Origin of the sequence: Vibrio sp. B172a (assembly GCF_030248355.1) — a bacterium.
Lineage (GTDB): Bacteria > Pseudomonadota > Gammaproteobacteria > Enterobacterales > Vibrionaceae > Vibrio > Vibrio owensii.
Map to the genome: position 1 here is coordinate 26,581 of NZ_JAHGAC010000002.1, position 26,619 is coordinate 53,199.

The following is a 26,619-nucleotide window of genomic DNA, read 5'->3' on the forward strand; positions in this document are numbered from 1 at the left end:
TATCTCTCCAGAAATTTAAGACGTAAAAAGCCTTAGCGCTCCATATAGGAGAGCCAAATAAACAAAGTAATTAGGGAATCTAGGCGCGAGATATTAGAGCTTGAGTGCTGACTTAGCAATCAAAAAGTGTGAAGTTGAGCAAGATAAAAATCTATGATTTGGATTAGAAAATCTAATCTATTTTTATTGAGTGTTGAAAACGAAAAAGGGAGCCGAAGCTCCCCTTGAAATTCTGTGCTCATTGAGAACAACTTTCGTTATTCACGACCTGAAGCGTAGGCGTAAAGCAACTCAAGTGCGATAGTCGCGCCAGCCAAGGCCGTTACATCGCTGTGGTCGTAAGGAGGAGAGACTTCCACCACGTCCATACCTACGATGTTCATGCCAGCAAAACCGCGAATGATCTTCAGAATTTTATCTGAGTTCAGGCCACCACAAACTGGCGTACCTGTACCTGGAGCAAACGCCGGATCCAAACAGTCGATATCAAAAGTGACATACACAGGCTTATCCGCAACCGTGCGACGAATCTCTGCCAGAATCTCTTCTACCGACATGTCGTTTGCTTGCATCGCGTTGATCACATTGAAGCCGTGATCTTGTTGGTCATATTCAGTACGAATACCAATTTGAACTGAGTTCTTCGCAGAAATAAGACCTTCTTTTGGCGCATGGTAGAACATAGTACCGTGGTCGTAAGAACTGCCGTTCGCGTATGTGTCAGTGTGCGCATCGAAGTGAATCAATGCCATTTGACCATGGTGTTTTGCGTAAGCACGTAGGATCGGTAGCGTGATGAAGTGGTCACCACCCAAGCCTAGCATTGTCTTTCCGCTCTTTAGAATCTCACTTGTTGCCGCTTCTAGGCGGTAAGTGAAATCTTCAGCATCACCACAATCGAACACAAGGTCACCTGCGTCGATCACTTTCAATTTATCAAATACGTTGAAGTCCCAAGGGAACTTCTTGCCTTCCCAAGCAAGGTTTACTGACGCACGACGGATCGCATCTGGACCCATACGTGCACCAGGACGACCAGAAGTCGCCATGTCCAGAGGAACCCCTAGCACTACAACGTCTGCGTCTGCCGATACTGGATTTTTGATGTACGGTCGACGTAGAAACGACATAGAGTTGGAGTAAAGCGAATAATCGGTTTTAGTAAACAAATCATTCATATCAGAAGTCCTCTAAATAGGTGTAGCCTGCTAAACCTTGTTCTAGTTCAGCTAGGATTTGTTCTTGTTCACTGGCTTCAACACGTGCTGAAACCAATTGTTTGTAATTGTCACGAATCGCATCTACGTCGATGTGAACGTAGCGCATCATGTCTTCTACGCTATCACCTTCGTTGATGTAGCTGATCTCAAATTGACCTTCTTCATCAACATTGACTACTGCACTGTGGGTATCACCAAATAGGTTGTGCATGTCACCAAGGATCTCTTGGTATGCACCTACTAGGAAGAAGCCCATTAGGTACGGTTTGTCGTTGCTCCATGCTGGTACTGGTAGTGTGCTCTCAATGCCTTGGCCATCAACATAGTGATCAATCGCGCCATCGGAGTCACAAGTGATGTCCAACATCACCGCACGACGCTCTTCCACATCACCAAGACCAGAAAGCGGTAGAACAGGGAATACCTGATCAATACCCCATGCATCTGGCAGGGATTGGAAAAGAGAGAAGTTCACGAAGAACTTGTCTGCAAGACGTTCGCTCAACTCATCCAAAATAGGACGGTGGAAACGGTTCTTGGTACTCATTTGACGACTTAGCTCGAAGTAAATGCGCAGCGACAGTTGCTCTGCCCACGCACGTTGTTCAAGGTTCAGTACGCCTGTAGCGAATTGTGAGTGCACCTCAGCCAAATCGCTTTGGGTATCGTTGTAAATTTCAATTAATGCACGCGCATCCGTACCATCTTGCAGGTTCTCCCAGTTTCGCCACATGTTTTGTAGCAAGAATGGAGCGTCTGCAGCTGGCTCGAACACTTCTTCCGGTTGGTATGTTTCAGTTCCAATAACGTTAGAGATAAGTACAGCGTGATGCGCAGTCAATGAGCGACCCGATTCAGAGATGATCACTGGCATCGGTTGTTCGTACTGCTGACACACATCACCGACAGTATTCACGATGTTGCGCGCATATTCTGCAAGGCCATAGTTCATCGAGTTCGAAGATTGGCTACGTGTGCCGTCGTAGTCTACTGCTAAACCGCCGCCAACATCGAAGTAATCAATGTTTGCACCCATGGCACGTAATTCACAGTAGAAACGTGCTGATTCGTTTACACCATTACGCACGTCACGAATGTTTGCCATCTGTGAGCCAAGGTGGAAGTGAACCAACTGCATGGTGTCCAGCTTGTCTTCGCGTTTTAGACGCTCAATTACGCTCAATACTTGAGACGCAGATAGGCCGAACTTCGATTTTTCACCGCCGCTTGCTTGCCATTTACCCGCACCTTGAGATGCAAGGCGGATACGCAAGCCAAGACGTGGTGTTACGCCCAAGCTTTTTGCTTCTTCAAGTACTAGATCAAGCTCAGATAGCTTCTCTAGTACGATAAATACTTTGTGACCTAGCTTTTCACCGATCAGTGCAAGACGCACGTATTCACGGTCTTTGTAGCCATTACACACGATCACGGAGCTGCCTTGTTGAGCCAGTGCAAGTACTGCCAATAGCTCTGGCTTACTGCCTGCTTCAAGACCCAGCTGTTTATTTTCTAGCTGTGCTTGGCTTGCTAAGATCTCATCAACCACTTCACGCTGTTGGTTTACTTTAATTGGGTACACCAGCAGGTATTTGTTTGGATATTGGTATTCTTCAATTGCTTGGTTGAAAGCTTGGCAAATGCCATGCACGCGTTGGTGTACGATTTGTGGGAAGCGCACTAACACAGGCAGATTCAACTGCTTAGCTTCTAGTTCATTTACAATCGCACTGAAAGGGATTTGGTGTGCACGGTCACTACGAGGAGATACGTATACCTCGCCTTGGTCATCAATTCCGTAGAAGCCTTGGCTCCAGTAGTGAACGTTGTAGTCCGCGCGGATGCGGTCTAATTTAGTTGCTTTTTCCAACTCGATTCTCACAAAAATGTATTTAAGCCCTCATTGGAAATAGAGGAGAAAATACAAAAAAGCAAATCATGAGGCGCTAACCTCATACCCTGACACGAACTCCGTGTGCGCGCATTAACGGATAAAACCCAACCAGAGTCTAATGATTAAAATTTGTGCTTTCGATTAACAACTGTTGTTGATGGTTGGTGTAAACATTTATTTAACAGACTGTCCATTCTGCTGTTATAGTTGGTCTGACCAGTAAGGAATTGGTCGACAAAAAATAAGAACAAAGACTCAACAAAACAAGGACATGTTTTGCAGTTGCACAGAATTCAGGGGTACATCCAAACCATGTATCTCGCCGAGTATTCAGACAAATTGATGCTGCTTGATGGCGCAAGTCGAGCGGATATTCCTCACCTCAAAGATTTTATCGAGCACCAGCTCAATCGCCCATTCACAGACCTAAAACTGGTTGTCGTTACTCACATGCACCCAGACCATGCTGGTGCGGCGCACAAACTAAGAGATTTGACGGGCTGCAAACTATTGGCAGCCAAACGAGATACACATTGGTATGGCGGTTTTGATGGTTGGCTAATGCATCTTACGGATTTGATTTTGGCACGTTGGATGGCGAACCGAATGCGCAAACCCAAGCGCAACTTATGGTATTCGCGAAAACTAAAGCCAGATATTGAGCTGGTGGATGGAGAGGTGATTCCCGGTTTTGCTGATTGGAAGATATTGGAAACACCGGGGCATACCGACAGGGATTTATCGGTTTATCACACCGAACAGAGTGTGTTGTACGTAGCGGATTTAATGGTGCAGGTGAAAAGCCATTTGATCGCGCCATTTCCTATCTTTCATCCCAACCAATATCGCAGTTCGTTAAAACGCGTTTTTGAGATGAAACCAAGCTGTTTATTGGCGGCACATGGGGGAGAGGTTGAGTTTGATGAAGACGCGTATCAACACATCATCAATACCGCACCGGTTAGACCCATTACGCATTGGCGAGTAACGAAGATAAAGCTGAAAGGATTAATGCGTTCTGTTCTGAAAAGGAAGAACGATAGACAGGAGAAGGGCAGCTAGAAAATCAGAGAAGAGTCAGATGAGCGACCACGGAGTTCGCTCATCTGAAGCTACGGGGATTATGGAGCCAATAAATGAGATTGGCTCGGGTCTACCAGAACTTTGTCTGCCATACCCTGACGACCTAACAACATCATGTAAGTCATCTTTTCACGGTTAGTTAGCGTGATGTCGATTGGCCACTCTTGGTCGCCCATGCGTAGCATCGTTGTGATCACGCAGCGGTGTTCGAAAGTACCGTTTGATGATTTCACTTTGCGGTTCGCCTTCAGTGGAGCTTTACAGCGAACGACTTGCTCTAAGTGGTAAACATCTGGGTGTAGATCGAACTCTACGTATGACTGACCGTCTTGTTCAGTGCACTCTAGGTTATCTACGTGCAGAGAAGAAGTCTGTGCGCCTGTATCAATACGCGCTTCAAGGTGAGTAATCCCTAACTCAGGTAAGCAAATTGCTTCGGCGTTCCCAATGATCATTTTCTGATTCATAGTGTCATCCTAGCGATGAGTCAAAAGAGAGCCCTTTATCAGGCTCTCACTCAAACAATTATCAGCCTTTACCGCGAGTACGGTTAGCGTTTGGTTTTGCGTTCTTCTCGATGAAGTCGAAGATCATGCCTGCAACGTCTTTCTCAGTTGCTGATTCGATACCTTCAAGGCCTGGAGAAGAGTTCACTTCCATTACCACTGGGCCGTTCTTCGATTGAAGAATATCAACACCACATAGGTTTAGACCCATCACTTTCGCTGCGTTGATTGCTGTTGCACGCTCTTCTTTGCTTAGTTTAACAAGCTGAGCAGAACCACCACGGTGAAGGTTAGAGCGGAACTCGCCTTCTTTTGCTTGGCGTTTCATTGCTGCGATAACTTTGTTACCCACTACGAAACAACGGATGTCTGCGCCGTTTGCTTCTTCAATGAACTCTTGCACCATGATGTTTGCTTTTAGGCCCATGAATGCTTCGATTACGCTTTCTGCTGCTTTCGTTGTCTCAGCAAGAACAACACCGATACCTTGAGTACCTTCAAGTAGCTTGATAACCAATGGTGCGCCGCCAACGTTTTTGATCACGTCCTGAATGTTGTCAGGGTGGTGAGCGAAACCTGTGCGAGGTAGACCAATGCCTTTGCGTGATAGCAGCTGCATAGAGCGTAGCTTGTCACGAGAACGGCTGATTGCTACTGACTCGTTCACACAGAATGTGCCCATCATTTCAAACTGACGTACAACCGCTGTACCGTAGAAAGTGATAGATGCACCGATGCGTGGAATAACCGCGTCGTACTTTGGCAATTCTTCACCCATGTAACGGATCTTAGGGTTGTTACTCGTAATATCCATATAACAGTGCAGAGTATCGATAACATCAACTTGATGTCCGCGCTCTTCACCCGCCTGCTTTAGGCGCATGGTTGAATATAGATTCTCATTACGAGAAAGAATAGCAATACGCATGGCAATTCCTTAGTAAGTCAGTACCAAATTAAAAATGTAAGTATAGAGTATAGTGAGTGGGTGTAATTGATGTGACAGAATCCACTCTCTTCAGCGACTTAGAATTGTGGTTGGACAACCACGTCGTCAGAGGTGCGAACCTTAGGGCGTTTTCTCAGTAGATGAAAACGAAAAAATATCGTCGATACGACAAAAATAATTTATCGAACTCTCACGCCTTGCTGCATGCGACTGTCAAGGGAATGAAAAAGAAAAATGAGTCAAAATTTCATCAATTTACTATGGTATAAATCACAAAAAAGCGGCCATTCAGCCGCTTTTTGTTATTGAACTAAGTAATGACTTAGGAAGAGTTCAGCCGTTTGGGTGGCTAAAACCCTAGATTCCTCCAAGGTTAGCGAAGCTCGCATCCCCATCAATTGTGGCCAGAATGCGCTGCCTTTAATTAAGTTGTGCAATTGAATGCTTGCCACGTCCACATCATCAACCTTCAATGTGTTTTTTTCTGATTGCTGAGTGAGCCAACGGTACAAAGCCGTTTCTTGCTTCGACATGTGTTCCGCTTGTTCTTTGAGATCTTCCGGCTTAAACAAGAAATGTCCGAAAGCCACTTTCGCTAGTTCAATATAGTCAGGGGCGGTTACCACGATAATTTCGCTGTACAACAATTCGACCAGTTGATCTTTGAGAGGGAGTGTTGGTAAACGTTCAATGTCGCTATCCATCATTGAAGAACGCCATAGTTCCGTTAGTAACTCTGTCACGATCGCTTCTTTAGAAGGGAAGTGGTTGTAGACCGTGCGCTTAGAGACTTGCGCGATAGCAGAGAGCTTATCCATGCTGGTGTTTTGCACCCCAAACTCTTGGAACGCTTGCTTTGCTGCGCACAGGATGGCTTCTCTTTTGGTCTCACTGCGACCTTTTCTTTTTACATTCATAAACTTGCCGAGTTAAGAAGATCATTTCTGGATCTATTTTACACTAAGTAGTTTACTTTTGATAATTAGAATGTAAACTGCACCGTGTAGTTTACTTTTGTTCGGGTTAACTTTTTATGAAAAAAACTTTGCTAGCCACAGTAGGAGCGTTCGCGATGGGTACATCAATGATTTCTTGTTCTAATGTTGATACTGAAAAAGCGCCAACATACCCGGACAAATTTGCAAACACAGAGTTGGAATACAAAAGCAGCTTGGGTGACATGTTCGGCATCATGAAAGCCTACTTTACGACTGAGCGCCTCAATCCAACGCCAACGATTGAAATTCCGGTTCATGCAATGACTGCAAATCAACTGTTAGAAGAGCAAGATGATGTTATCTACCGTTTAGGTCATTCAAGTGTATTAATGAAGCTCGATGGCAAACTGGTGATGACTGATCCTGTATTCAGTGATCGCGCATCTCCTGTGCAATGGGCAGGGCCAAAACGTTTTCACCAGACACCAATCACGCTAGAAGATTTACCAAGTATCGATGTGGTGGTGATCAGCCATGACCATTACGATCACCTAGATAAAGCTTCTATTAAAGTGCTAGGCGACAAAGTGGGCACTTTCTTGGTGCCGTTAAAAGTCGGTCAGTTGTTAGTCAACTGGGGCGTACCTAAGGAGAAAGTGATCGAGCTAGATTGGTGGGAGTCACATTCTGTCGACAGCATTGAATATACACTGACTCCGACTCAGCATTTCTCTGGTCGAGGTTTGACAGACCGCGATACGACACTGTGGGGCAGTTGGGTTATTAATGCACAGCAACACAAAGTGTTCTTCAGTGGTGACTCTGGTTACTTCAATGGCTTTAAAGAGATTGGTGAAAAGTACGGTCCGTTTGATTTCACTATGATCGAAACCGGCGCATACAATGAACTTTGGTCAGACATTCACATGTTCCCAGAGCAAAGTGTTCAAGCACACATCGATGTGCAGGGCAAAGTGATGATGCCAATTCACAACAGTACGTTTGATCTGTCGATGCATGATTGGAATGAACCGATGCAACGCGCGTTAGACATCAGTGAAGAGCGCGGTGTAACGTTAGTGAGCCCTGAGATTGGTCAACGCTTGGCTATTGCGGAGCCTCAGCCTGCTAAGGCATGGTGGCAATAATGGCTGAACTAAACAGCCAAACACCAGAATAGTTAAGTCACTTATTAGTAGTTACTTGGTATTAGTTACGTGGTCAGGGATAAAGATGCGATGAAAGCAAAGTGGACGCTGTTACTTGTATTAAGCATTCTGCCTACCTTTGCACTAGCAGGGGTAGAGCAAGATATCTCGACGTTGATAAAGCGAGTTGAGCAATCCTCTTGCACCTTTATCCGCAACGGCAAGGCGTACACCAATCAAGAAGCGGCAGAACACATGCGCAATAAATGGGATTACGCCAAAGATGACGTTGATTCTGTGAATGTGTTTATAAAAGAGGTCGCATCAAAGAGCTGGTTATCTGGCAAACCCTATTGGGTGGATTGCCAAGATAAACGCATCACCAGCGAAGAGTGGCTAACATCATTGATGAGCCCCACCAATCACATCCAATAATACTTCTTTGATGGTCTGGTATCGCAGCGGCAGTGTGCGGCTGCGTTTTCTCACCAAAAACAAATCTTCGTATACCGGTTGTTTTAACTCAGCCACATACAACTCTTCTCTTAGTGGAAAGCTTTCCACTGCACTGTAGGGCAAAACGGTAAACCCCAGTCCTTTGCTGACTGGCAATAGAATCTGACTGAGTTGGTTAACGTAGCCCGATAATGGCATGTCACTGACCTTGATCTCTTTGAGTAAAGGTTCTGCACATTGGTCGAAAAACAACGTCATATAATGTTCAGCATCTGGGTGACCAATCACGCCGCAACTTCGAAGTAGTTCAGGTGTTAACGTTTTTCCATGATAGGACTTTGGTAAGATCAGACACAGCGCCTCTCTGCCAATTTGTTCACTTTGGAAAACACTCTTGTTGGGAGAGTAAGTCACGATGCCCATATCAATACGGCCATCAGCAACCCCGTTGAGAATCGATTGATTCGGTGCCGCTTCCAAATGAATCGACAAGCCGCGATGCTGGGTTTGTTTTTCAAGCAGTGGATCAAACAGCATCAAGGCAAGTGCTCCGGAACAAGCCAGCTTGCAATGACCTGCAAAGGGATCATCGAAGCTCAGATCTTCCAGTAAGTTTTTCTCTTTCTCTTCCAACTCTAACGCGTAGGCATACACCATTCGGCCTTGCTCTGTCAGCTCAAAGCTTTTGTTCTCGCGCTTAATCAATGGGTGCTGACAAGCTTGCTCTAGCTTTTTGATGTGCTGACTGACACCAGGCTGGGTCATATAGAGCTTTTCTGCTGTCTGAGTAAAGTGGCCGACTTCGACAAGAGTTTTGAATGTGTGTAACCAAACTGGATTAAGCATAGGACGTTGTTTGCTCAGCGTTTATTAAAGAAAGCGTTTCGAGAGAAAGTGTAGAAATAATAGCATGATGCGTGGAATAACGCAGAGGAGGATGGTAAATGACAGGCAAAATAAAACCCCGCCTGGTTTCCCAGACGGGGCTTATTCTTTTTCGCAGCAATCCGGCTACTAATAGGTGCTCCCTGCATCTATCCTTGATTGTGGCTAAGTCCTTTAACCGAGTTCCTTGTTCATCGCCTTCCTAGCGGTGTCCATTCTTGCCTATCATCCTGACGGGCGAACTCTATCCTAGAGCTTAACTACATCCTTGCTGACAACTCATCCTAAGCTATCAAATCTTCATCCTGAAGATACCCAATCCTTTAGGCTTTTTTCCTGTTCCCGCCAACATCCTGTCGACACACTTAGTATTGTTGTTTTGCTGATTACTCTCAATCAGCTAGGTAAAAAAACTTTGGCAGCGAATATTGCTAAAAAAAGGATAATTATTAATTTTCAGTTAGTTAGGTTTGTTGTTCGATTTGTTCTTAGTCAAAAATGGTCGTTTTGCTTACATCGCTTGTGAGAGATCTCGCACAAGGTGACGAGCGAATGTACGAATCGGCGTCTTTTTCGTCTTGTTTAAGAGTTTGCTCAAGATCACAACTCGACTTGTAGCCATAAGATTTGGCGATGGTATTGGATGAAATTCCCATTTCCTTTATCGCAAACGCAGCCCACTCATTACGAGTTTTTTGCATGATCTGGCGCAGCTTGGTTTTAAAGTTACTCATAAAAGCTCCTTAGTTAGCTTGTCTTTACAAGAGAAGAATAAGGAGCGTGATGAGGCTTAGTTGGTAGTATGCCGCTCAATATCAATACTATTGAGGCGTGATGAAGAATATGTCGGTAATACTGATATTATTTGCGCGTGAAACAATACTATCTTGTGGGGTATCAAATGGCGCACATCGAAAAAGTACCGCAAAGGCCTGGTTTTTCTTGGCGCTACCGTCGTATTGATGAACCAGCGAAAGAATACGATTTCCATTTTCACGATGACGTTTTTGAGTTGGTCATCCACCGTCACTTTACGGGGACTTTGCACATTGGGCATCACGAGCTAGAGGTGACTCACAACCAGATGCTGTTAATTGCGCCGGGTGTGCCTCACTCTATTCACTCCACGTCGGTAGAAAGCAACTGTGAGACTCATGTGATTTGGTTTAAGCGTGAGTGGATCGCGAACCTAATGTTCTATTGTACCGAGTTACGCAAACTGGACCCGCTGTTGAAAGCCGCAAATAAAGGAGTGGTGTTCTCTGAGCGAACGGCACAGCAAGTCGTGGATCTTCTGCAAGAGTTGATGAAAGTGCCCGCGATGGAGCAATTGTCGAGATTCATTCATATCTTATCTTTGGTTGCCCATGATGAAGCGGCGAAAACTTTGATGACCCATTCATACCTTTCGATGAGTGAACACGAGCAACAAGAAAGAGAGCGCGTCGCAAGTGTGAACGCGTATCTTGAGCAGCATTTTGCCAACAAGGTGACATTAGCCGATTTAGCCAAATACTTATCGTTGAGTGAAAGTGCGGTCACACGATTGTTTCAAAAACACTTTAAAGAGCCGTTTAGCCAACGTCTGATGAAGCTAAGAATCAACCATGCCGCGGATTTGTTGCAATCGACGGAGTTACCAATAGGAATTGTGTTTGAACGCGTAGGTTATCGCAATCAAGCTTTGTTTAATCGCCACTTTAAAACCTACAAGGGACTGACCCCGAGAGATTACCGACAGCATTACCAGCAGCGAATCCAACCTTAGTTTGAGAATGTGCGTACTTTTGTTGTGTACTAAACTGGAATTTATGTGCAACTGGTATATTATTTGCTAGGTTATCTAAGAATCGTTATTAAGATTCGATGACAGGTTAAATAGGGAACTTGATTGCCATATTTCTGTCATAAGTGATGAGTAAGTTGACCGTATCAACAAGATAAAAGCAGTTTTACTGGTCAAAAAATGACTGCAACGCTTCTACTTTTATCATTATGTTGTGAAATTAGTCACGGTTAATTGATTCGTTCCTCGATAGATTGAAGGGGAATACAACCTTAGACAATAAGCTCAAGATGAGCGTTACCTATATAGATGAGGGAGATTGCTATGAAAAAGATGAGAAGAGCTCAGCTACATCGTGTTCGTATCCAATACTGGAAAGACACAAAGACTGAGACTGCTAAAAAAGCATAGTAAACCATACTCAATGGCACTGAGCTGGCAATGGACGGATAACCTTCCATAAAATGCCAGCTCTAAAATTATCTAGCACATCCATACTTTCCAAGACTCTAAGCTTCCTGCTTTCCTAAACAAAGCTTCCAAAAACAGCCAAACGTTCCGCTCTTTCTAGATTCAACATTTCAGCACAAAACCATAGCCGTAAATGCAAAAAAGCCAGTCCGAAGACCAGCTTTCTCATTACTTGCTCAACTCTGTTTATTACAGAGTGACTCCGTAATTACAGGTAGTTTGCGTCAACCAATTCGCCAGCTTTTGCGCTGCTTACTTCTGGGCGAGCTTGTAGCCAAGCTAGAACCTGTGCTTTTTGTTCTTCAGTTGCGCTTTCGTAACGCTCTGTTGAACATAGGAAGCCTTCAAACAGCTCTAGACCGCCGCCACCAAAGCATAGGTTTAGGCCATCAATGTAGTCGATAAACTCATCAACGAATGCATCGTAACGGTCGAAGTCGTTGATGTCTGTTTCACAGCTGATTTCAAAGCCTAGGATCGCGAATTCACCTAGGAATAGCTTCTTACGCAGACGACGATTTTTGTTATCGATTTTATCTAGTTTCATGATTATCTCTCGTGGATGATTTGAGTACACCTTATACCCCCAAATCTGGCTTAGCCCAAGTAAAATCGGGAGTACATAGAATAGATGGGTGCTTTATAACATTTTCTAAACACAAAGTTCATAAAGATAGACTAGTTCTGTCACTTTTCTCTTCCAAACTTCCCCTCGCTCAATGATTTACAAACCTATAATTCAACCTAACACTGGGAAAGCAACACCATGAGTAAGGAAACCTTCGACGCGACGCGTTACAACCAGAGTAATAACAAGCCTTTTGAAGAAGTACTGGAAGCGAGCCTATCTCGACGCAGTATCCTGAAAGGTGGCCTAGGTATCAGTGCAATGACCGCTTTTGGCGCATTTGGTCTATCTGGGTGCAACTCTTCTAGTTCAGGCACTTCTGCTGGTGGCGGCTCTGGCGTTTCAAGCGCAGTCCTCAACTTTGATTCGATTCCGGGCTCACTGACGGACGCAGTATCGATTCCGCAAGGTTACGTAGCACAAGTATTGGTGCCATGGGGTACGCCTTTAAACGCACAAGGTAACGCTTGGAAAGACGACGGCAGCAACACAAGTACCGACCAGCTTAATGCATTGGGTATGCACCACGACGGCATGCACTTTTTCTCGCTAAACGACAGCGACACTGACGGCTTGTTGTGTATCAACCACGAGTACATTGATACCGCAGCTCTGCACCCAAGCGGTCCGACAGCTGTGGGCGGTGTGCGTACTATCGTCGACGAAGTTCGTAAAGAAATTAACGCACATGGTGTGTCTGTGGTTCGCGTTCAACTTGAAGACAACATGTGGAAGTTAGTCGATACCGATCCACTAAACCGCCGTTACACTGGCGCGACAGTCATGGACCTTTCTGGGCCTGTCGCGAATACAGAATTGACCGTAACTCGCTTCTCACAAGATGGCAGCCAAGCGCGCGGTACACTGAACAACTGTGGTAATGGTTTTACGCCTTGGGGTACTTACCTAACTTGTGAAGAGAACTGGCCGGGTTACTTTGTTAACGCTGGCGTTCGTACTGAAGAACAAGATCGTATTGGTGTTGATGACACGAGCACTCGTTACCTATGGGAAACGTTGGCGGGTAATGCGGAAGAGCGTTTGGACGAATTCACGCGATTTAATGTAGAACCAACAGGCGCAAGCGCATTGGATGATTACCGTAACGAGGCGAACGGCCATGGTTACATTGTTGAAATCGACCCTTACACGCAAAACTCACGTGCGAAGAAGCGTACTGCACTAGGTCGTTTCCGCCATGAAGGCTGTACATTCGGCAAGCTTGAAGAAGGCAAACCAGTGGTATTCTACTCTGGTCACGACTCTCGCTTTGAGTACCTATACAAATTTGAATCTGCGGCAGCGTGGGATCCTGCGGATGCTAACCCTGATAATCGCTTGGCGATGGGTGACAAGTACATGGATGAAGGCACACTGTATGTGGCGCGCTTCAACGAGGACAGCTCTGGTACTTGGTTACCATTGACGCTAGACAGCACGACAGTTTCTGGTGGCACACTTGCCGACAGCTTCAATTCTCTAGCAGAAATCATCTTGAATACGGCGGGTGCAGCTGACCTTGTTGGTGCGACGCCAATGGATCGCCCTGAGTGGTGTACCGTTGACCCATTCACAGGCTCGGTTTACCTGACGCTAACGAATAACACTAAGCGTACAGAGGAAACTAACCCTGCAAACCCACGTTTGAACAACAAGTTTGGTCACGTAATCCGTTGGGATGAAGGCGAAGCAGCAACGGACTTCACGTGGGATATCTTTGTGTTTGGTTCTCCAGCAAACGGTGATGCGGACACTAACCGTTCGAGCTTGACCGAGCTTAACCAGTTTGCGAGCCCAGACGGCTTAGCGTTTGACCCTCGCGGCATTCTGTGGATTCAAACGGACAACGGTGCAGATGAAGTGACGTCTTACACCAATGACCAAATGCTTGCGGTTGTACCTTCTAAGCTGACGGATGAAAACGGCACACAAGAAGTGATCGGTGCAGAAAACCAAGCTGAGTTGAAACGTTTCTTTGTTGGCCCTAACGGCTGTGAAGTGACGGGCTTTACCATTAGCCCAGATTACAAGTCTCTGTTCGTGAACATTCAGCACCCAGGCAACTGGCCTTACAGCGACAATGCAGCAGAAGAAACACCTGCGGGGATGACACTGCGTCCACGTGCCGCGACGGTGGTTATTCGCCGTGAAGACGGTGGTGAAATTGGTGTTTAACCAATAGGTCATACGACTGAATATCGGGAATAAGAAAAGCCCTGCGTTTGCAGGGCTTTGTTTTTTCTATCTAAATACACATGCACTTTGTGTCTAGGCTTGTATCTAGATAATAAGCTTAGTTTTTCAGCGAGCCGCCCGCAGTGCGAATCACATCTTGATACCAGAAGAAGCTCTTCTTACGTTTACGTTCTAACGTACCTTGACCATCGTTGTGGCGATCAACGTAGATGTAACCGTAACGTTTGCTCATTTCAGCGGTTGAGTTCGCGACCAAATCGATTGGTCCCCAACTGGTGAAGCCCATCAGCTCAACGCCATCCAAAATTGCTTCATGTGCTTGTACAAGATGGTCGTTCAAGTAAGCGATGCGGTAATCATCTTGAATCTCACCGTTTTCGTCGATTTCATCACGCGCGCCTAAGCCATTTTCTACTACGAACAGTGGCTTTTGGTAGCGATCGTGAAGGAAGTTCAGCAGAACGCGAAGACCTTTTGGATCGATCAGCCAGCCCCATTGGCTCTTTTCAAGGTATGGGTTTGGTACGCTATCGACGATGTTACCTACTTCTTTCTGTTTCGGATCCGCACTTGCACAGCCACTTGCGTAGTAGCTGAATGAGATGAAATCGACACTCGCAGACGCAATTTCTTCTAAGTCGCCTGCTTCCATCTGAATTTCAATGCCATTTTCACGGAAGTAACGCTTCATGTAGCCTGGGTACTGACCACGTGTTTGTACATCACCGAAGAACAACCACTTGTTGTTTTCATGCATTGCAGCCAGCACGTCATCAGGATTACAGGTGTATGGATAGTTGATTGCGCCAAGCAACATGTTACCAATCTTGCCGTTTGGTACGATTTGCTGACAAAGTTTTACCGCTTTTGCGTTTGCGACTAGTTGGTGGTGAATCGCTTGGTAAATCTCTTGTTCATTGGCGTCTTCCTGCAAGCCGACACCAGTAAATGGTGCGTGCAGAGACATGTTGATTTCGTTGAAGGTTAGCCACAGTTTTACTTTGTCTTTGTAGCGCTCCAGCACAGTTCGAGCATAACGTTCGAAGAATTCGATGACGCGACGATCGCCCCAACCACCGTAGTTCTCGACCAGTGCGTAAGGCATTTCGTAGTGAGATAAGGTCACGAAAGGTTGGATGTTATGCTCGGCAAGTTCGTCAAAGATTTTATCGTAGAACGCCAAACCTTCTTCGTTCGGTTCTAGCTCGTCACCGTTCGGGAAGATGCGGCTCCAAGCCAAAGATAGGCGCAGACAGTTAAAGCCCATCTCTTTAAATAGCGCAATGTCTTCTGGGTAGCGATTGTAGAAGTCGATCGCTACGTCTTTGATACCCGGCGTACGCTCTTCACGAGTTTGATGCGGACTCAAAATACCGTTTGGCAGCATGTCTGATGTCGATAACCCTTTACCCCCAAGGTTGTACGACCCTTCTACTTGGTTTGCAGCAATAGCACCGCCCCAAAGAAAATGTTCAGGAAACTTAATCATGTTTCTCACTCTTTATCGTTCGGAAGTTATTCGTTTTATTTGCTTGAGAATAGTGTAGGTCAAGGAGGGATTCTTGTATCGAGATCGTGTTTTTCTCAAACAGCGGGGATGCCTAGTTCTAATGATGATTTTGTAATCAATATCAACTTAGGCTGATTTGAACAATAGAGTGAAAGTCAGCCCATGTTGTTCATTCTTATGCACGCTAATTTGTCCGTTCATATCACGCATATTGTTAGCCGTAATCGCTAAACCCAGCCCTAAGCCTTCACCAATTTTCTTTGAGGTTTGGAAGGGTTCGAACATGGATTCAAGTATCTCATCCGACACGCCGCAGCCATTGTCACTGACGATCAGTTCGACCTGATTACCGGTTGGGTTGACGATCAAGCTGAGCTGCGGGTTGGTGGTATGGTGCATCGCGTCTAGCGCATTCGAGACAAGATTACCGAGCACCTGAAGCAGTCGTTGTTCTTCACCCATGATGTCGGGTAAATCATGAGGAACCCGAACACGCACGTCCACCTTGTCTAATTGGGATTGATAAACGCGTAAGGTCTCTTCGAGTGCGGAGGTAAGAGAAATCGCTTGTAGGCTTTCTGGCTTGTTGTAGGCGAACGTCTTTAACTGGCTAGTCATGCTTGCCATGCGATCAATCAGCTTCTGCACCAAAACATTGTTGGCTTTCATCATTTCGGTTTCGCCACGTTCTGCTAACAGTTCGTTTGTTGTAAGCAGGGTACGCAAGCCTGTCAGTGGCTGATTGAGCTCATGAGTGATCGCGCTCGACATGCGACCCAAGGCGGCCATTTTGCTCGATTCAATTAACTGGCTTTGCGCTTCTTTTAGCGCTTGAGTGCGCTCTTCTACTCGCTGCGCCAGTTCTTGGTTGACCTGTTGCAGTGACTGCTCGGCTTTTTTCCGCTTGCTGATGTCGATGATTGTTGCAAGGAAATACTGCTCACCATGCCAAGGGAAACTGGTCAGCGAGAAGAGGACAGGAAAGACGCTTCCATCGCTGCGTCTGGCAATGGTTTCGACCGTGCTGATCTCTGCGAGCTCTTTATGTTTAGGTAAATCCTTAAGCAACTTGAGTGTGGTGGAATTGGGATTGCCTGCGTCGAATAGCTCCCAAGCAAAAGCGTGTCGATTGACGCTTTCTGGCAAACAGAACAAACGCTTCGCCATTGGGTTGAGATCGAATAGTTGGCCTTGTTCATCAATCAATAGCAAACCAACGTGGGTCTTATTGATCATCTGTTTCAAGCGGCGTTGGGACTCTTCCAACAGGGCTTGAATTCGCTGTTGATTGATGTGCTTTTGTCGTCGTTGTAAGCCAATGATGACGAGCAATACAACCAATAAGAGCAGCGCTGCTACGCTCCAACCAATCACGTTGATGGTTTGTTGAATTGGCTTAGAAGGGGTGAGGTAGCTGACGTACCAATTCAAATCATCCAATTTAACGGTGTGCGCAAAATAGCGTTGCTGGTTGAGCGTCCACACACTGATATTGGTGTTGTCGTATAAGCGCTGCGTTTCTAACTGAACGGTGTTGCTCGGTTCGTTAAACCAGTCTGCGTTATAAAGCGAGCTGCTTGATAGGAAAAAGCGTTGTTGACGATTCTGCAACGTAATGATGTCTTGGCTAGTAATGGTCTGTTCGGTCAATAAACTCAAGTTGATCTGCACCACCACAATGCCTGCGATATCCAGACCGTCGTAGATAGGGGCTGCAAGGTAATACAACGGACTCGAACCTTTGGTTTTGTTCACCAAGGAAACCCCGCCGCCTTGATTGTGAATTTGTTCCACAATGGCTTTTCGGTCAGACAGGCTAAAGCGCTCTTCGAGCAAACTTGAGACCAATACTTCGCCAGAGTTTGACAGGATTAGCCAACCTTCCGTATTGGCGGCTTTATCTAGCTGAGTCAGTTGGGTTTGCAACGGTTCGTAATAAGTCAGATTCCCTTTCACAAAAGCGATGGTTTCTGGGTTATTGGTGACGAGGTAAGGCAGGTGATAGAAGCGTTTGAGTGCACGGCGAACTTCACCAATATAGTCGAGCAGTTTTTGTTGAGCTTCGGTTTGAGTTTGTACGCTCAACCACTGACGAGCCACCTCTCTGCTGGCGCTATAGCAAGACAACATCAGCACTGCCGCAATTGCGACCACAAGCCATGTTTTGCCATTCCTTTTGCGCTGCATACCGACTCCATTCAGCTAGTGCGTTCTCACCAACAGTCATTAAAGAGTGCGCCTAACTGGTTGGATGTTAAAGACTTGTAAGCAAGAAGTGAGATCTAGCTCCTTTTCTCCTCAGTGGTTTTTGCTACCGTTAATAAAGAGCGATTTCTTTCCCCCCCATAAAGCAGGCAGTAACTCATGGCTTTTGACGACATCCCTAAAATTGCACTTATCGAAGACGATGACATTGTTCGTCAGGCTACCAGCCAATGGCTGCAACTGGCTGGGTTTGATGTGACCGCATTCAGTTTAGGCGAAGAGGGCAGAGCGGCCATTCTTAGCCAAGAATTTGATGCGATTGTCAGTGATGTTCGCCTGCCAGACACCGATGGTTTGTCGATACTAGAAAGCCTGATTGCCAATCATATTCCAACACCAGTTATCTTGATCACCGGGCATGGTGACGTTGATATGGCGGTAGGCGCATTACAAAACGGTGCGTTCGATTTTATCGAGAAACCTTTCCAACCGGAGCGCTTATCCCAACGAGTGACCGAAGCGGTAGAAAGCTATCGCGCACAAACGTCTACTCAAGATCGCCAAGAGTACCTATCTAGTGTTAGCGGCTTAGAAGAGGTGTTGATTGGGCGAAGCCGAGTGATGCAACAGCTTAGAGAACAAGTAGCCAAGTTAGCGCGCATTGATACTAACGTGATCATTTACGGCGAAACTGGTTGTGGTAAAGAGCTGGTAGCGACCAGTTTGCACAATGAAAGCCAACGTAGAACCCATCATTTTGTGCCAATCAACTGTGGAGCTATTCCTGAGAACCTCTTTGAAAGTGAGCTGTTTGGGCATGAAGCAGGGGCATTTACCGGAGCGGGTAAAAAGCGCATTGGTAAGTTGGAATACGCGGATAAAGGCACTTTATTCTTTGATGAAATCGAGAGTATGCCGCTGTCCATGCAGGTGAAAGTGTTACGTTCATTACAGGAACATACAGTTGAGCGCGTTGGAGGCAATCAACAGATCTCAGTTGATTTGAGAGTGATCGCCGCCGCGAAAGAAGATCTCAATGATCATGATGAGTTTCGTCAGGATTTGTACTATCGCCTCAATGTTGCGCAGATCTATTTGCCACCGCTACGCGAACGAGAAGAAGATGCGTTGATCTTGTTCGAACACTTTGCTTTGAAAAGTAACCCTGAAAGCCGCCCACTGAGTGAAGCTGATAGAAAAGCCATTCTTGCTTACGCTTGGCCCGGGAACGTGCGTGAGCTAAGGAATGTCGCGATGCGTTTTGCTCTGGATGAGACCGTCTCCGTAATGGAAGTTCTCTCCAGTCGACCCTCTTCTACAACCGAAGAGACACAAGCAGGCGTTCCGTTGGCGATTCAGCTCCACAACTTTGAACGTAAGGTGTTGCATGATTCCTTATTTCGACACCAAGGGCGAATCACGGATGTGATGGTCGAGTTAGATTTACCGCGCCGAACCCTCAACCAAAAGATGCAGAAGTTTGGTTTGAATCGCTCTGATTACACATAGAAAAAACGGCTTCTGAGGAAGCCGTTTTTTGTTGAGGTACTTATTTGTTAAGGTACTTGCCAATCTAGGCTTGGTTTACCAACTCGGCTTGTTGTTGGTTTGCCTTGCGGGTAAAGACTACACCCACAATCACCATCGCAATGGTTGGAACAATCCAGCTTGCAAAGTAGTGGTACAGCGGCATGTTGCTGTCTAACCATTGGTTTGCGGCTTCTGGCATGTAACCTAGGATGTGCAGCGCATCAACACAACCAAACGTTAGAGCAGTGAACGCCGTCGCGACCACCATGATTTGCGACATCTTGTTGCGCACTGGTGCCATGATCATCAACGCAATCGCTACTGGGTGAAGCGCTACAACCGCAGGTAATGTGATAGCCAATAGCTGCTCTAGACCTACGTTAGCGATCAAACCTGCCAATACCATGGTCGTGATAACGCAGCCTTTGTAGTTCACTTTGCTGAAAGTGTTGTCGTAAAACTCACTGCCTGCTGTGGTTACGCCGATAGCAGTAGTCAAACACGCTAATACCATCACGGCACCTAGTAATAGTGAGCCAAATGCGCCGAAGTGGCTGAAGGTGAATGCCGTTAAAATGTCGCCGCCATTACTGAACTCAGAACCCAAGTATGAGCTTGTCGAACCAATGTAAGCCAATGAGATGTAGACAAATGCCATGGCAACTGCGTACATCAAAGCTGCGATTAGCGTGTATTTTGTGGTGGCTTTCGGACAATCCACACCCATGCTGCGAATCGCTCGGAAGATGATCCAACCAAAACCGATAGAACCTAGCGCGTCCATGGTCATGTAGCCTTGGGTTAAGCCTTCAGCAAATGCGCCAGATACATATGGTCCCGTTGCAGTAGTAAGCTCGCCGGCTGGATAAACCAGAGCGGTTACAGACATGATCATTAAAATAGCCATCAATGCCGGGGTTAAGATCTTGCCTAGGTTGTCGACTAACTTGCCCGGGTATAGCGCAAACAAAATGGTGATAACACAGAAAGCAATTGTGAAAGGTACCAAAGCGGCATCACCAAACATTGGTGCAAAGCTAAATTGGTAAGCGACGGTAATCGCACGTGGGATCACGAACGCAGGACCAATCACGATAAATACCATTACCCAAAAACTGGTCGCCAAAGGTTTAGGTAGGGCGGCGGTTAATTTGTCTGAACCGTTTACGATAGCGACCATCACCAGTGCCATTGCAGGCAGACCTACGCCCGTTAAGAGGAAGCCAGACATCCCGCTCAGAAAGTTTTCACCTGCTTGGTAACCCAAAAATGGAGGGAAGATCAGGTTACCCGCGCCTAAGTACATGGCGAAAGTCATGAAGCCCAAAGCGGCGATATTGCGTGCGCTTAACATTGTTATTCCTCTTATGTTTCGCTTGGAAGAAACTGAAAGGAATGGGAGGAGTATGTGGTGTTCCCGTCAGCTTCTTCTCAAGCTGACAGAAAGTTTAGATATAGCCTGTCAGCTCTGAATCAGTTCCAGAGAGAGCAGGAGGATCGCAGCAGCAACGCCAGATGGGCGTTTTAAAGCGAATTGTGATTGCGCAGTTGCTGACATGAGTGATCCTTAGTGACAAAAAAGCACCAAGGAATACGTTTGCCTTGGTGTGTAGTTACCCTAACGAACATGAGGCTATTGGCACAACCCCGAAGTAGAAAATAAGTTGATACGGTCAATGTTTGTTTCTGAACTGGTGGATCGAACTGGTTTTTAAACTCAAAATCAGAATAAATGACTTTTCATTTCTGTAACATGGCTTGTTTTGCTGTATTTTTGTGCTATTTGTAGTCGTTTAGGCTATACACCTCCGCTGATAAAGTGAGCAGTTTAGAATGATGCGCTTTTTCTTCTTATTGTTAAGACGCTTATTAGTTGCAGTTCAATCCAAAATTGCATCGGCAAAATATTGCTTATTAGCGAATTAGGCATTTGTTTCGTGTTGGTCACATTTCATTAACCTTTTGCGATCTAGGCGTGCAACCTTCTCCTCTTGAATAAGCAAGATCTTGCTCATCGCTTTGCTACCAAATCAGCATAATTTTGCTCATTTTTGATGTCTTTCTGTGCTTAGGTCAATAAATACAATGACTTAAAAGTTGGCATTTCAATTGCTCTTGGGAATTTGTTGTTAATAAAGATTTACCATGATGTAAATCCCCAATCGTGAAACGACTACACGGAGAGTAATAATGAAAATGAACAAGCTGGTAAAAGCTTTGGCTGTCGCTGTGACTTCTTTTGGTATTGCTGCTAATGCTGCGGCAGAAGATCGTAGCTACATTCTTGCAACGGCATCGACAGGTGGTACTTACTACCCTGTGGGCGTAGCACTGGCGACGTTAAGCAAAGTGAAATTGGCACCAAAGCACCACTTCTCCCTTTCTGCTATCAGCTCTGCGGGCTCTGGTGAAAACGTCAAACTGCTGAACGAAAACGAAGCACAGTTCGCGATTCTACAAGGTCTTTATGGTGCGTGGGCTTGGTCTGGTGAAGGTCCTTATGAGAAGAGCGGTCGTCAAGAACAACTACGTTCAGTCTCTATGCTGTGGCAAAACGTTGAGCACTTTATTGTTCGCTCTGACTTAGCAAAAACTGGCACAGTGACTGACCTGAACAACCTAGATGGCAAGAAGTTCTCTATCGGTAAGAAGAACTCTGGTACTGAGAACTCGGGTCGCCAAATCATGAAAGGTCTGAAGGTAGACCCTGATAAATTCAATCTTGCTTACATGGGCTACGGCGGCAGCGCGAGCGCACTTCAAAACGGTACCATTGACGGCATGAACACGCCTGCAGGTGTACCTGTTGGTGCGGTTACTCAAGCTTTTGCTGCGTTGGGTAAAGACATTTCGATTCTTTCGTTTACTGACGAGCAAATCAAAGAGGCGAACGGTAACTACAACCTATGGACGAAGTACGAAATTCCTGCGAACACGTATCCAGGTCTAGATAAGCCGATCACTACCATTGCACAGCCAAACTTCTTGGCAGTTCGTGAAGATATCTCGGAAGAAGACGTTTACCAGCTAACCAAAGCGATCTATGAGAACCTGCCTTTCCTACAAGGCATCCACAAAGCAACAAAAGCAATGGCGATTGAGAAAGCGATTGCTGGCTTGCCAGTGCCTCTTCACCCAGGCGCGGCGCGTTACTACAAAGAAATGGGCATCGAAATCCCATCAGACCTAATGGCGAAATAACGCCTACTTCGCCCCGAGTTTCGGCTCGGGGCATTTTATCCCTACCGATTTCTAAGATGGAAAAAGCCGCCAGAGCTTGGAGTATGAGATGAGCGACTCAATAGAAAAGGAATTGCAGAAGTTTGAGCTGCCCACACGCACTGATTTTCCGTGGGTAACCACCACAATTACAGTGTTTGGCGTGGTGTTGTCTGCTTTGCACATTTGGTTTAATACCTTATCGACGTTACCAGAGTTATGGATTTCCGCGACCCACTTTGCTGGCTTTGCGGTGATTTGTGCGCTTTGGTATCCGGCTCATATCTCTCTCAAGCAGAGTAAGATTGCACTCGGCATCGATGTGTTGATTGCCATGGGCGCGGTCGCGTGTTTGCTCTACATTCCCTATGCCGAAGATGCGCTATATGAACGCGGTGTGAAGTTTGTGACCAGCGATTGGGTCTTCGCCATCATGGCAATCCTGATTGTTATTGAGCTGATTCGACGCACCATGGGTTGGTTTATTCCAGTGCTGATTGTGGTGTGTTTAAGCTACGTTGTGCTTTGGGGTAAGTGGGCGACAGGTATTTTCCACTTCCCGGGTTTGAGCATGGAAACCTTGCTCTACCGTAGCTTCTATTCTTCCGAGGGCATGTTTGGTTCTATCTCGCGCATCAGCTGGACTTTCGTATTCATGTTCATTCTGTTTGGTGCGTTTCTTGTGCGCTCTGGTGTTGGTGATTACATCATCAATGTGGCTCGTGCTGCGGCTGGAAAAATCATCGGCGGTCCGGGTTTTATTGCGGTGATTGGCTCCGGTTTGATGGGCTCAGTATCGGGCTCTAGTGTGGCAAATACGGTTTCCACCGGTGTTATCAGTATTCCTTTAATGCAAAAAGCAGGTTTTCCTTCGCGCTTTGCGGCGGGGGTTGAAGCTGCAGCGTCGACAGGTGGTCAGTTGATGCCACCAGTGATGGGGGCGGGTGCTTTCATCATGGCGTCTTACACGCAAATTCCTTATGTCGATATCATCGCAGTTTCTTTCATTCCTGCTCTTATCTATTTCTTGTCTGTGGCGTTCTTTGTGCGTATTGAAGCTAAACGCAGCGGCGTTCAAAAAATCACGACCAGCGATGAATCTCTACTGAAAGTGCTGATCAGCGGTTGGCACAACCTTATCCCGCTGGCGGTATTGGTTACTTTGTTGGTTCAAGGTTTTACACCGACTTACGCCGCGGGCTTGTCGATCATCTCAGTGGTGGTGGCGTCTTGGTTCTCGAAAGATCACAAGATGGGACCAAAAGCGATCATCGAAGCACTTTCGCAAGGCGCGAAAAACATGGCGACAACTGCCGTATTGCTGGTGGGTATTGGTCTGGTGATCAATGTGATCAGCACAACGGGTATCGGCAACACGTTCTCACTGATGATCGACGGTTGGGCGAATGGCGACTTGTTCATCATGATCGTTCTGATTGCGCTCGCTTCTCTTGTTTTAGGTATGGGTTTACCTGTGACAGCGGCGTATATTGTATTGGGTACTCTGTCTGCCCCTGCGCTTTACAAGTTAATTGCGGAAAACCAATTGCTTGAATTGATGGTGTCGGGTCAACTGCCTGAACAAGCAAAAGCCATTTTTATGTTGGCGGCGCCAGAAAAGCTGGAACTGCTTAACGCACCAATGGCGTTGGAAACCGCAAAAGAAATGGTGGCGCTAGTGCCTGCGGACTTTATGGAAACTCTATTAGAGCAAAGTTTGGGTATGGAAGCGGTAGGCTTGGCATTGCTGGCTGCTCACCTCATCATCTTCTGGTTATCGCAAGACAGCAACGTTACGCCTCCAGTGTGTTTGACCGCCTTTGCTGCGGCAACCATCGCGAAAACACCGCCAATGCGTACCGGTTTGATGGCATGGAAAATCGCTAAAGGTTTGTATCTTGTACCGCTGCTGATTGCTTACACAGGCTTAGTAAGTTGGGATGTAACGTCGGTAATTACCGTGGGCTTCTTCGCCATCATCGGAACCTATGCATTGATTGGTGCGATTGAAGGTTACTTGGAAGGTCCTCTAAACATTCTGACGCGTCTCTTGTTGGTAGTGGTGGGTACATTGCTGGTTTGGCACGACATCCCAATGTTGCTTCGTGTGGCAAGCTGCGCGGTATTTGTCGCGGTATTCATTTACAGTGGTCGCAAGTTCAAATTGCAACAATCTCAACTATCGGTTTTATAAGAGGTCGTATGAAATCAGTCTATGACTACATCATTGTCGGTGGCGGTATCGTTGGTGTGTCGACGGCATGGCAACTGCAGCAACGTCACCCAAACAAATCCATTTTATTGGTTGAGAAAGAGTCCGGTTTTGCCAAGCACCAAACCGGACACAATAGCGGCGTGATTCATGCCGGGGTGTACTATGCTCCGGGCAGCTTAAAAGCCGATTTTTGTAAGCGCGGGGTAGAGCGAACTATTTCGTTCTGTGCTGAGCACGGTATTCCGGTGGAGAACTGTGGCAAGTTATTGGTTGCGACCAATGAGCAAGAAGTCGAACGCATGAATGCCCTCTATGAGCGCTGCCATGTCAACGGCATTGACGTAAAGCTACTCGATGAAGTTCAGCTTAAACTCGCTGAGCCAAACATCACGGGCTTGGGCGCGATTTATGTCAAAACCACCAGTATTGTCGATTATCGTTTGGTCACTGAGCAGATGGCGGAAGAGTTCAAAAAGCTCGGAGGGCAAATCAGCCTTAGGACCAAAGTTGTGGCTGCCGAAGAGAAGGATGAAGAAGTCCAACTGACCTGCATTTCAGACGGTCAAACGATGCAGCTCAATGCCAAATTCTTGGTCACTTGCAGCGGCTTGATGGCGGATCGCATGACTAAGATGATGTCTATTCCGACCGATTTCCAAATCATTCCTTATCGTGGTGAATACTACCGCTTAGATAGCAAACACGACCAGGTGGTGAATCATCTTATTTATCCAATTCCAGACCCTGACTTGCCTTTCTTGGGTGTCCACCTGACTCGCATGATTGACGGCAGTGTGACCGTCGGTCCAAACGCGGTGCAAGGCTGGAAGCGAGAAGGGTACGACAAGGTTAACTTTAGCCTGCAAGATACCATGCAAATGCTGAGCTTCTCCGGTTTCTGGAAGGTGACACAAAAGCATCTAAAAACCGGACTGGATGAGTTTAAGAACTCGTGGTGGAAGCCGGGCTACCTCAAGTTGGTCAACAAATATTGCCCTAGCATCAAGGTCGACGATCTCAAACCATATCCTGCGGGTATTCGTGCGCAAGCAGTGTTATCCGATGGCACCTTGGTTCATGACTTTTTGTTTGCCGAGAGCGCAAGAAGCCTACACGTTTGCAACGCACCCTCACCCGCAGCGACATCTGCAATGCCGATTGGGGAATACATTTGCGATAAAGTGAATGAGAAGATAGAGGCGAAAACGGTATAAAACAAAGGCGACATCATTGTCGCCTTTATTGTATTTGAATCTGGGAATTAGGAGCTGCCATCTTTAGGGCAGAGCTCGCCTTTCTTGGCATGCCTTTCTATCATGTAATCGCCGCGAGCACTGTGCAGGACAATCGCGTTCCAGACTTCTCCATCTTTAAGCTCGAACTCCATCGCATAGTGTGTACCGCCGACGATTTGAGTTCTGACATCATTGATTTGCTTTAGCTTATCTGTCGCATTCATTTGATGCAGAATCATGCTGAGCGAGCGTTCGGCATCCGGTGTCACTTTCGCCACTTGCCAGCCTCCAGGGACACCGCCTTTCGAACCGCAGATCGCTTGCATTTTCTTCTTCAAACCAGGAGACATTTGCTTGTCTACGGCCAATGCGTTACCTGCAAATGAAAAAGCGGCCAACGACATCATCGCGGTCCACATCATCCTTAACTTCATAATCCACTCCATTGTTTTGTTATTGATTGAGTATAAGCACGCCTTTCACGGTTTACATAATAGTAAGGTCTTCTGTGCCAACAGATAAATACGTAATGGGGGAGTTAAACA

Annotated in this window: 21 protein-coding genes; 9 read left to right on the plus strand and 12 right to left on the minus strand. The window is 46.4% G+C overall.

Annotated features, from left to right (window positions below; all coding sequences use genetic code 11):
• Positions 1–257: 257 nt before the first annotated feature.
• Together speB and speA are read right to left on the minus strand one after the other, a co-directional pair.
• The gene (speB, locus tag KIT90_RS02395) at positions 258–1,178 is read right to left on the minus strand and encodes an agmatinase (protein ID WP_005432598.1); all 921 of its coding nucleotides are present in this window, start codon (positions 1,176–1,178) and stop codon (positions 258–260) included.
• A gap of 1 nt (position 1,179) precedes the next feature.
• Positions 1,180–3,090, minus strand: a complete 1,911-nt coding sequence (gene speA, locus KIT90_RS02400; RefSeq protein WP_033005785.1) for an arginine decarboxylase — start codon at positions 3,088–3,090, stop codon at positions 1,180–1,182.
• 336 nt (positions 3,091–3,426) lie between these two features.
• On the opposite strand from speA, the gene KIT90_RS02405 reads away from it, so the two are divergent.
• Positions 3,427–4,176, plus strand: a complete 750-nt coding sequence (locus KIT90_RS02405) for an MBL fold metallo-hydrolase (protein WP_285375328.1) — start codon at positions 3,427–3,429, stop codon at positions 4,174–4,176.
• A gap of 59 nt (positions 4,177–4,235) precedes the next feature.
• Here KIT90_RS02405 and KIT90_RS02410 read toward each other — a convergent pair whose 3' ends face one another.
• The 3 genes from KIT90_RS02410 to KIT90_RS02420 all read right to left on the minus strand — a co-directional run bounded on the left by KIT90_RS02410 (position 4,236) and on the right by KIT90_RS02420 (position 6,569).
• The gene (locus tag KIT90_RS02410; protein WP_005432588.1) at positions 4,236–4,664 is read right to left on the minus strand and encodes a RimK/LysX family protein; all 429 of its coding nucleotides are present in this window, start codon (positions 4,662–4,664) and stop codon (positions 4,236–4,238) included.
• A 61-nt stretch (positions 4,665–4,725) separates the two neighbouring features.
• Entirely contained in the window at positions 4,726–5,631 is a 906-nt protein-coding gene (rimK, locus tag KIT90_RS02415) for a 30S ribosomal protein S6--L-glutamate ligase (protein ID WP_005438260.1), read from the minus strand.
• A 323-nt stretch (positions 5,632–5,954) separates the two neighbouring features.
• A complete protein-coding gene (locus tag KIT90_RS02420; protein WP_005438259.1) occupies positions 5,955–6,569 on the minus strand; it encodes a TetR/AcrR family transcriptional regulator in 615 nt (204 codons plus the stop codon).
• 155 nt (positions 6,570–6,724) lie between these two features.
• Between KIT90_RS02420 and KIT90_RS02425 the strand changes: the two genes are divergently transcribed.
• Positions 6,725–7,738: an MBL fold metallo-hydrolase gene (locus KIT90_RS02425; RefSeq protein WP_285374981.1), complete on the plus strand. Its 1,014-nt coding sequence runs from the start codon at positions 6,725–6,727 to the stop codon at positions 7,736–7,738.
• Positions 7,739–7,828: 90 nt separating this feature from the next.
• Positions 7,829–8,173 (plus strand): DUF5329 family protein, encoded by a 345-nt coding sequence (locus KIT90_RS02430; protein ID WP_285374984.1) that lies wholly within the window; start codon positions 7,829–7,831, stop codon positions 8,171–8,173.
• Here the strand turns inward: KIT90_RS02430 and KIT90_RS02435 are convergent.
• Together KIT90_RS02435 and KIT90_RS02440 are read right to left on the minus strand one after the other, a co-directional pair.
• Entirely contained in the window at positions 8,141–9,040 is a 900-nt protein-coding gene (locus KIT90_RS02435) for a LysR family transcriptional regulator (protein WP_038896566.1), read from the minus strand. The genes KIT90_RS02430 and KIT90_RS02435 overlap by 33 nt on opposite strands.
• Before the next feature lie 527 nt (positions 9,041–9,567).
• On the minus strand, positions 9,568–9,813 hold the full coding sequence (locus KIT90_RS02440; RefSeq protein ID WP_285336116.1) for a hypothetical protein: 246 nt from the start codon (positions 9,811–9,813) through the stop codon (positions 9,568–9,570).
• Between the two features lie 167 nt (positions 9,814–9,980).
• Between KIT90_RS02440 and KIT90_RS02445 the strand changes: the two genes are divergently transcribed.
• Positions 9,981–10,847, plus strand: coding sequence for an AraC family transcriptional regulator (locus KIT90_RS02445; RefSeq protein ID WP_285374988.1), 867 nt, complete (start codon positions 9,981–9,983; stop codon positions 10,845–10,847).
• A 697-nt stretch (positions 10,848–11,544) separates the two neighbouring features.
• Here the strand turns inward: KIT90_RS02445 and KIT90_RS02450 are convergent.
• On the minus strand, positions 11,545–11,883 hold the full coding sequence (locus KIT90_RS02450) for a YggL family protein (protein ID WP_005438242.1): 339 nt from the start codon (positions 11,881–11,883) through the stop codon (positions 11,545–11,547).
• 219 nt (positions 11,884–12,102) lie between these two features.
• On the opposite strand from KIT90_RS02450, the gene KIT90_RS02455 reads away from it, so the two are divergent.
• The gene (locus KIT90_RS02455; RefSeq protein WP_009705113.1) at positions 12,103–14,139 is read left to right on the plus strand and encodes a PhoX family phosphatase; all 2,037 of its coding nucleotides are present in this window, start codon (positions 12,103–12,105) and stop codon (positions 14,137–14,139) included.
• A gap of 118 nt (positions 14,140–14,257) precedes the next feature.
• Here KIT90_RS02455 and KIT90_RS02460 read toward each other — a convergent pair whose 3' ends face one another.
• Together KIT90_RS02460 and KIT90_RS02465 are read right to left on the minus strand one after the other, a co-directional pair.
• Entirely contained in the window at positions 14,258–15,649 is a 1,392-nt protein-coding gene (locus tag KIT90_RS02460; RefSeq protein WP_285374994.1) for a glycoside hydrolase family 1 protein, read from the minus strand.
• Positions 15,650–15,796: 147 nt separating this feature from the next.
• The gene (locus KIT90_RS02465; protein WP_285374997.1) at positions 15,797–17,857 is read right to left on the minus strand and encodes a sensor histidine kinase; all 2,061 of its coding nucleotides are present in this window, start codon (positions 17,855–17,857) and stop codon (positions 15,797–15,799) included.
• Between the two features lie 177 nt (positions 17,858–18,034).
• Between KIT90_RS02465 and KIT90_RS02470 the strand changes: the two genes are divergently transcribed.
• Positions 18,035–19,384 carry a sigma-54 dependent transcriptional regulator gene (locus tag KIT90_RS02470; protein ID WP_285375000.1) on the plus strand — a complete coding sequence of 450 codons (1,350 nt, stop codon included), beginning with the start codon at positions 18,035–18,037 and terminating at the stop codon, positions 19,382–19,384.
• A 64-nt stretch (positions 19,385–19,448) separates the two neighbouring features.
• On the opposite strand, the gene brnQ is transcribed toward KIT90_RS02470, so the two are convergent.
• A complete protein-coding gene (brnQ, locus tag KIT90_RS02475; protein WP_285375003.1) occupies positions 19,449–20,759 on the minus strand; it encodes a branched-chain amino acid transport system II carrier protein in 1,311 nt (436 codons plus the stop codon).
• 836 nt (positions 20,760–21,595) lie between these two features.
• Here brnQ and KIT90_RS02480 point away from each other — a divergent pair.
• The 3 genes from KIT90_RS02480 to lhgO all read left to right on the plus strand — a co-directional run bounded on the left by KIT90_RS02480 (position 21,596) and on the right by lhgO (position 26,053).
• The gene (locus KIT90_RS02480) at positions 21,596–22,606 is read left to right on the plus strand and encodes a TAXI family TRAP transporter solute-binding subunit (RefSeq protein WP_005374185.1); all 1,011 of its coding nucleotides are present in this window, start codon (positions 21,596–21,598) and stop codon (positions 22,604–22,606) included.
• 88 nt (positions 22,607–22,694) lie between these two features.
• The gene (locus tag KIT90_RS02485; protein ID WP_285375005.1) at positions 22,695–24,818 is read left to right on the plus strand and encodes a TRAP transporter permease; all 2,124 of its coding nucleotides are present in this window, start codon (positions 22,695–22,697) and stop codon (positions 24,816–24,818) included.
• 8 nt (positions 24,819–24,826) lie between these two features.
• Positions 24,827–26,053 (plus strand): L-2-hydroxyglutarate oxidase, encoded by a 1,227-nt coding sequence (gene lhgO / locus KIT90_RS02490; RefSeq protein WP_285375007.1) that lies wholly within the window; start codon positions 24,827–24,829, stop codon positions 26,051–26,053.
• 47 nt (positions 26,054–26,100) lie between these two features.
• Here the strand turns inward: lhgO and KIT90_RS02495 are convergent, their stop codons facing one another.
• Positions 26,101–26,508, minus strand: coding sequence for a cystatin domain protein (locus KIT90_RS02495; RefSeq protein ID WP_020195177.1), 408 nt, complete (start codon positions 26,506–26,508; stop codon positions 26,101–26,103).
• Positions 26,509–26,619: the final 111 nt, after the last annotated feature.

What these genes read in the sequence shown, in the direction of transcription:
- brnQ (WP_285375003.1), bottom strand. Translation starts at nt 20,759, where the DNA reads ATGTTAAGCGCACGCAATATCGCCGCTTTGGGCTTCATGACTTTCGCC.
- KIT90_RS02435 (WP_038896566.1), bottom strand. Translation starts at nt 9,040, where the DNA reads ATGCTTAATCCAGTTTGGTTACACACATTCAAAACTCTTGTCGAAGTC.
- KIT90_RS02455 (WP_009705113.1), top strand. Translation starts at nt 12,103, where the DNA reads ATGAGTAAGGAAACCTTCGACGCGACGCGTTACAACCAGAGTAATAAC.
- KIT90_RS02485 (WP_285375005.1), top strand. Translation starts at nt 22,695, where the DNA reads ATGAGCGACTCAATAGAAAAGGAATTGCAGAAGTTTGAGCTGCCCACA.
- KIT90_RS02460 (WP_285374994.1), bottom strand. Translation starts at nt 15,649, where the DNA reads ATGATTAAGTTTCCTGAACATTTTCTTTGGGGCGGTGCTATTGCTGCA.
- KIT90_RS02445 (WP_285374988.1), top strand. Translation starts at nt 9,981, where the DNA reads ATGGCGCACATCGAAAAAGTACCGCAAAGGCCTGGTTTTTCTTGGCGC.
- KIT90_RS02495 (WP_020195177.1), bottom strand. Translation starts at nt 26,508, where the DNA reads ATGAAGTTAAGGATGATGTGGACCGCGATGATGTCGTTGGCCGCTTTT.
- KIT90_RS02420 (WP_005438259.1), bottom strand. Translation starts at nt 6,569, where the DNA reads ATGAATGTAAAAAGAAAAGGTCGCAGTGAGACCAAAAGAGAAGCCATC.
- lhgO (WP_285375007.1), top strand. Translation starts at nt 24,827, where the DNA reads ATGAAATCAGTCTATGACTACATCATTGTCGGTGGCGGTATCGTTGGT.
- KIT90_RS02470 (WP_285375000.1), top strand. Translation starts at nt 18,035, where the DNA reads ATGGCTTTTGACGACATCCCTAAAATTGCACTTATCGAAGACGATGAC.
- KIT90_RS02450 (WP_005438242.1), bottom strand. Translation starts at nt 11,883, where the DNA reads ATGAAACTAGATAAAATCGATAACAAAAATCGTCGTCTGCGTAAGAAG.
- KIT90_RS02465 (WP_285374997.1), bottom strand. Translation starts at nt 17,857, where the DNA reads ATGCAGCGCAAAAGGAATGGCAAAACATGGCTTGTGGTCGCAATTGCG.
- KIT90_RS02425 (WP_285374981.1), top strand. Translation starts at nt 6,725, where the DNA reads ATGGGTACATCAATGATTTCTTGTTCTAATGTTGATACTGAAAAAGCG.
- KIT90_RS02480 (WP_005374185.1), top strand. Translation starts at nt 21,596, where the DNA reads ATGAAAATGAACAAGCTGGTAAAAGCTTTGGCTGTCGCTGTGACTTCT.
- KIT90_RS02405 (WP_285375328.1), top strand. Translation starts at nt 3,427, where the DNA reads ATGTATCTCGCCGAGTATTCAGACAAATTGATGCTGCTTGATGGCGCA.
- KIT90_RS02430 (WP_285374984.1), top strand. Translation starts at nt 7,829, where the DNA reads ATGAAAGCAAAGTGGACGCTGTTACTTGTATTAAGCATTCTGCCTACC.
- speB (WP_005432598.1), bottom strand. Translation starts at nt 1,178, where the DNA reads ATGAATGATTTGTTTACTAAAACCGATTATTCGCTTTACTCCAACTCT.
- KIT90_RS02410 (WP_005432588.1), bottom strand. Translation starts at nt 4,664, where the DNA reads ATGAATCAGAAAATGATCATTGGGAACGCCGAAGCAATTTGCTTACCT.
- rimK (WP_005438260.1), bottom strand. Translation starts at nt 5,631, where the DNA reads ATGCGTATTGCTATTCTTTCTCGTAATGAGAATCTATATTCAACCATG.
- KIT90_RS02440 (WP_285336116.1), bottom strand. Translation starts at nt 9,813, where the DNA reads ATGAGTAACTTTAAAACCAAGCTGCGCCAGATCATGCAAAAAACTCGT.